This is a genomic window from uncultured Traorella sp., assembly GCF_944327115.1.
Taxonomy (GTDB): Bacteria; Bacillota_I; Bacilli_A; order Erysipelotrichales; family Erysipelotrichaceae; genus Traorella.
In genome coordinates this window covers 1-5222 of sequence record NZ_CALVGS010000070.1, presented here as the reverse complement: position 1 = coordinate 5222, position 5222 = coordinate 1, and the positions used below count along the sequence as shown (strand labels likewise).

Genomic DNA, 5222 nt, shown 5'->3' with positions numbered 1-5222 from the left:
TTGTCATCATGCTGCTTTATCTGTTAGATACATTCTTGAATATTCTTTGTGAGTTATTGATTTCGAAACAATCGAGATATAATTTCCTTGTTTCTGTTTTAGTAGAAATTGTGGAAATTATTTCTTGTATCGTTTTAATGTATCGATTTGCGACAATGGCAACGACACTGTTCTTCTGGCTGCCAATTGATATTATCAGCTTTATAAACTGGTCAAAACACAAGGATGATGAAGAAAATGAACTGACCGTGGTTCGAAAACTAAAAGGATATCAGGAAGTCTTGGTTATTTTAGGAATCATTATCTGGACAATTGTTGTTGGTTATCTGATCAGTGGATTAGATATCGCAACTGATTTTTATAACAATAAATCATTAGAAACTGCAATTATCTACATTGATGCCTGTGCATCGGCTGTAGGAATTGCGAATGGATTGTTTATTTTCTTTAGACTTCGCGAACAATGGATTGCATGGTACATTTGTGCATTCCTTGAATCAATTATAAATATTGTTTCCGGGCAGTATGTTTTATTAGTTTTAAAACTGGGCTATTTCACAAATACTACTTATGGATATATCAAGTGGACCAAGTATATTCAATCACATACAACAGAAAAAACGCTACAAATATCCTAATAAGTCTTGAGGAATAAGCTTAAAATTGTTAAAATGAAATATGTAAAAAAAAAATGAAAGGTTAGGAGAGAAAAATTATGGCAATTTCAGCAGGTGATTTTAGAACAGGATTAACTTTGATCGTTGATGGTGATCCTTGTCAGGTATTAGATTTTCAACATGTAAAACCGGGAAAAGGAGCTGCTATCTTAAAGACAAAGATGAAAAATTTAAAGACAGGTTCAGTTCAGGAGAGAAACTTCAATGCTTCTACTAAATTTGAACCAGCAAATATTTCCAAAAAAGCAGCTCAATATTCATACATGGCTGATTCTACTTATTATTTTATGGATCTTGAAACTTATGAAACATATGAATTGACAGAAGATCAGGTAGGTGACAACAAATATTACATCATTGAAGGTGCAGAAGTTTCACTGATGTTCTTTGAGGGATTGCTTTTATCCGTATCGGTTCCAGAAAAAGTGGAATTGACGATTACACAGACGGATCCGGCAATTAAGGGTGCACCATCTAATCAGACAAAAGATGCTGTTACAGAAACCGGATTATCATTACGTGTTCCTCAGTTCATTGAACAGGGAGAAAAGATCGTTGTGTTTACAACAGATGGTAAATATGCAGGAAGAGCTTAATTAAGCTCTTTTTAAAATTATGAACAAAGTTGTCTTGATTAGCGGTGGCGCTAAAGGAATAGGGAAAGCAATTGCTTTAGAACTTGGAAAACAAGGCTATGATATCGTCATCAATTATTTAACTTCTGAATTAGAAGCTCATGCACTAAAAGATGACATCATAAAAAATTATGGTGTGCGATGTTTGGCTATTCAGGCTGATGTTTCTAGGGAAGATGAAGTAGATGAAATGGTTTCCTTGATTGAATCAGAATTAGGTGGCGTTGATATTTTGATCAATAATGCTGCAATTGACTTATCAAATTTATTTCATTTAAAAAATGCTGATGAATTTAGAAAGACATTGGATGTAAATGTCGTGGGTGCTTTTAATTGCAGTAAAAGGGTTTATCGACATATGTTAGATCAAGAATATGGGAGGATCATCAATATCTCTTCAACAAATGGTATCAATACATATTATCCAATGTGTATTGATTATGATGCATCAAAGGCTGCATTAATTTCATTAACGCATAATCTTGCTTTTGAATTTGCACCATATATTCATGTGAACTGTATTGCTCCAGGTTTTATTGGTACAGAAAATGAACTGGATGGATATGATGAGGAATTTCTAAAAGAAGAAGTTGAAAAAATCATGGTCAACCGATATGGTGATCCTAAAGAAGTTGCTTATTTAGTTAAGTTTCTAGTAAGTGATGAAGCTGATTTTATCAATAATACGGTCATTCGAATTGATGGCGGACAAAAAGGAAGTTGTTAATCCAACTTCCTTTTCATGTTTGTTAATGCAAGTAAAATAGATAGTTTTCCATATTCAAAGGTTAATCCGCCTTGCATGTATAGTGTATAAGGTTCAATGACTGGTGCATCGGCACTTAATTCAATGGTACTTCCTTGTGTGAAGCTTCCCGCTGCCATGACTTCATCAAAAGGATAGCCGGGCATAGGAGCAGGTAAAACACGTACGAATGAATCAATAGGGCTTGTTTGTTGAATCCCTTGAGTAAAATTGACTAAATTCTCTTTTGTTTTTAATTCCAGGGTTTGAATGATGTCTGTTCGTGGTTCATCATAGCGCGGAGAAATATTTGAATATCCTAATTTTTCTAATATATAAGATGTAAACACAGCTGTTTTCAAAGCATTCTTCACTGCATTAGGAGCCATAAAGAGACCTTTGAAAAAAGCATTGTTTAAGTTGAAATTAGCCCCAAGACTTTTTCCAATGCCGGGAGCTGTTAAACGCTCGGCAACCATTTGGATCAGCTCATGATTTCCCGCAACATATCCTCCGGTAGGTGCAATTCCACCACCGAGGTTTTTCATTAAAGAGCCAACAACGACATCTGCGCCAACATGGCCCGGTTCTCTTGTTTCTACTATTTCTCCATAACAGTTATCAACCATGATAATGACATCCTGATTCACTTCCCGTATTTTAGAAATGATACGCTCAATCTTTGAAATGGAGAGTGATTTACGATGTGAATATCCTCTTGATCGTTGAATTTCAACAAGTTTAACGTTGTTCTCTTTCAATCGTTCAATAATTCTTTCATCATCAAAATCATCATCAATCAATTCAATTTGTTCATAGTGAACACCATTCGCCTTTAATGATTGACTCGAATGACCAATGATACCAATCATTTCTTGCAGTGAATCATAAGGAGCACCAGATAATGAAATCATCGTATCCCCATGTTTTAATAATGCTGAAAGAGCTAAATAGATAGCATTTGTACCACTCATGATCTGTGGGCGTACCAAAGCATCTTCACAGCCGAGTACCGTAGCAAATATTTTTTCTAATTTATCTCTTCCTTCATCATAGTTTCCATATCCATTGATATCACTAAAATCTGAATAAGAAACTCTGTTTTCTATAAAAGCAGATAAGATACGATTCGAATTTGATAAACAAATCGTATCGATCTTTTTATAAATATCTTTTAAAACTACATCCGTTTCTTCAGCTAGGGAAAGAAGTTGCGGATTGATTTGTTCGAGTATCATAAAAAACCTCCCATAAAATAATTCCTTGTATATTATACACGAATCTTGATGATTTGCATTGATAACTATGCAGAAAATCGATGGATTTTTAGAACTATGAATGATTATTTATAATAAACTGAAGATATTTAATTGAAATGAATTAAATTGCTACCTAACACAATGAAATATCTTTTTTAATAAGCAAATGTATTTTATCAAAGCAAAAATTGATATGAAAATAGACATTTAAACGAAATTTCAAAAATTAGAAATATTTATTGTATATTTGAGAAGATGATTCAAAATAATATTTTGTGAATCACTTTAATTTAAGGCAAATATAATGTAAGATTATATTATACATATCACGTAATTATTATACAATCAATTAATTGCATGTGTTATGAAGGAGACCTACTATGAAAAGTCAATAGAAAATATCAGAAATTTTCGGTAGTAAGAGTAACCATGACAAAAATTCCTAACGATGTAGGATTTTTTGAAAAATTGTTGATATCTGACTAATCTAAATTGAATGATTCATTTGATTTGATCAGTTTGAATATCACTCTCACTAATTTGCCTGCACAGTGCCCAAGTGCGGCATAGTGAGACTTTCCTTCACTTGTCTTTTTAAGATAATAATTCATAAAAGTTTTATTATTCTTACAGACATTGTAGGAAGCCCAAATGAGCGTATAACGAAGCAGAGAATTGCCTCGCTTTGACATTCGTGATTTTGAGGCATGCTATTTCCCTGATTGGCGGACGACAGGATCCAAACCTGCATAGGCCAGGACTTTACTTGGTGAATCAAAATTGTTAAGATTATTAGTGACTATTGAATGACTGAGATTTCCAAATGACCAAGTCCCGTGATGGACTTCAATGGAGTATCAAAGTTATTCACAAATGCTTCGAGCTGTTTATCGATAGAAGCAATCTGTTCATCATAAAGTTCGATTTGATTCACAGCCATTTGAGCTTGAAGAGCGAAGGAGTGACTGGGGATACCGATGGATTCCCCTGCGATCTTCTTCAGCTCTAGTGCCTTATCTTTCTTATAACGACCGTGGGAAGCCTTTGTAAGAAGTCTGGTAAGAACATCAATTCGGACTTTTTTAATGGATTGAGGCAAAGGGTATTCCTTGATCAGTGCATAAGAAGTGTTGATGTGCAGGTTGTTTTTAAAAAAAGGGGCTAATTCAGGGAAGATACGGTCCATATAGGATACGAGCTGAATCTTCGCTTTGGTTCTCATCCTGGTCAGATTTCTACGGGAACAGCAGAGGGAATAGATTTCAGAGAAAGTTTCGTCGCGATGTAAAGTGTTTTTCTGTTCTTCCTTATAAAGAGTAGAACAAATAAGCAGAGCATCGATGGAATCGGTCTTGGCATTGCGAATGTTTGCATTACGTAAAGAACTCGTTACCAAGGGATTGATTACTTTAAAAAATAAATTGTTTGATACAAGAAAATGAATGAAGTTATCAGCATAATGGGCAGTAGATTCAAAGCCGATAATCAGTTTTTCAGATTCTTGTAGAAAAGATAAGATTGAACCCAGAAACAATTCGAAACCAGATTTTGAGTTTTGGAAAGGAAAAGGTTCAATCAGGATTACACCGTGCTGATCAGTCATCGCAGCATAGTGAGTTTCTTTGGCGATATCCACGCCGACAAATAGAGTCATAAAAAAGACCACCTTTCTAAATTACCTGTGATAGTAATTCCACGGTGATCTATTCTCATAACCTTGCGTGAGATAAGTATTCAAAGACACATCCAACTAATCAAAGATAAAATAGGCCGTGGCAATAGTCTCCTTAGAGTAGTCAAGCTACATGATTTATAAAGAGAACACAGGCTATTTATATCATACTATAGATGACTAGAAAGGAAAGCGATGATTACTACCTTCAAGGTATGTAATTATCATACAAGA

General features: G+C 34.4%; 6 protein-coding genes. 3 read left to right on the top strand and 3 right to left on the bottom strand.

Going from position 1 to position 5222, the window contains the following annotated elements; genetic code table 11:
* The 3 genes from pnuC to Q0K35_RS06715 all read left to right on the top strand — a co-directional run.
* On the top strand, window positions 1-638 hold a 638-nt coding region (gene pnuC / locus Q0K35_RS06725), incomplete at its 5' end, for a nicotinamide riboside transporter PnuC (RefSeq protein WP_294561897.1).
* Window positions 639-715: 77 nt separating this feature from the next.
* Window positions 716-1273: an elongation factor P gene (efp, locus tag Q0K35_RS06720; protein WP_294561896.1), complete on the top strand. Its 558-nt coding sequence runs from the start codon at window positions 716-718 to the stop codon at window positions 1271-1273.
* A 19-nt stretch (window positions 1274-1292) separates the two neighbouring features.
* Window positions 1293-2039, top strand: a complete 747-nt coding sequence (locus Q0K35_RS06715; protein ID WP_294561895.1) for an SDR family oxidoreductase — start codon at window positions 1293-1295, stop codon at window positions 2037-2039.
* Here Q0K35_RS06715 and Q0K35_RS06710 read toward each other — a convergent pair.
* The 3 genes from Q0K35_RS06710 to Q0K35_RS06705 all read right to left on the bottom strand — a co-directional run bounded on the left by Q0K35_RS06710 (window position 2036) and on the right by Q0K35_RS06705 (window position 4970).
* On the bottom strand, window positions 2036-3295 hold the full coding sequence (locus Q0K35_RS06710; protein WP_294561894.1) for a methionine gamma-lyase family protein: 1260 nt from the start codon (window positions 3293-3295) through the stop codon (window positions 2036-2038). The genes Q0K35_RS06715 and Q0K35_RS06710 overlap by 4 nt on opposite strands.
* A 731-nt stretch (window positions 3296-4026) precedes the next feature.
* Complete coding sequence (locus Q0K35_RS11570; protein ID WP_365936215.1) at window positions 4027-4119, bottom strand: transposase; 93 nt, start codon at window positions 4117-4119, stop codon at window positions 4027-4029.
* Window positions 4116-4970 carry an IS110 family transposase gene (locus Q0K35_RS06705; RefSeq protein WP_294561893.1) on the bottom strand — a complete coding sequence of 285 codons (855 nt, stop codon included), beginning with the start codon at window positions 4968-4970 and terminating at the stop codon, window positions 4116-4118. The genes Q0K35_RS11570 and Q0K35_RS06705 overlap by 4 nt, the downstream gene beginning before the upstream one ends.
* Window positions 4971-5222: the final 252 nt, after the last annotated feature.

What these genes read in the sequence shown, in the direction of transcription:
- efp (WP_294561896.1), top strand. Translation starts at nt 716, where the DNA reads ATGGCAATTTCAGCAGGTGATTTTAGAACAGGATTAACTTTGATCGTT.
- Q0K35_RS06715 (WP_294561895.1), top strand. Translation starts at nt 1,293, where the DNA reads ATGAACAAAGTTGTCTTGATTAGCGGTGGCGCTAAAGGAATAGGGAAA.
- Q0K35_RS06710 (WP_294561894.1), bottom strand. Translation starts at nt 3,295, where the DNA reads ATGATACTCGAACAAATCAATCCGCAACTTCTTTCCCTAGCTGAAGAA.
- Q0K35_RS06705 (WP_294561893.1), bottom strand. Translation starts at nt 4,970, where the DNA reads ATGACTCTATTTGTCGGCGTGGATATCGCCAAAGAAACTCACTATGCT.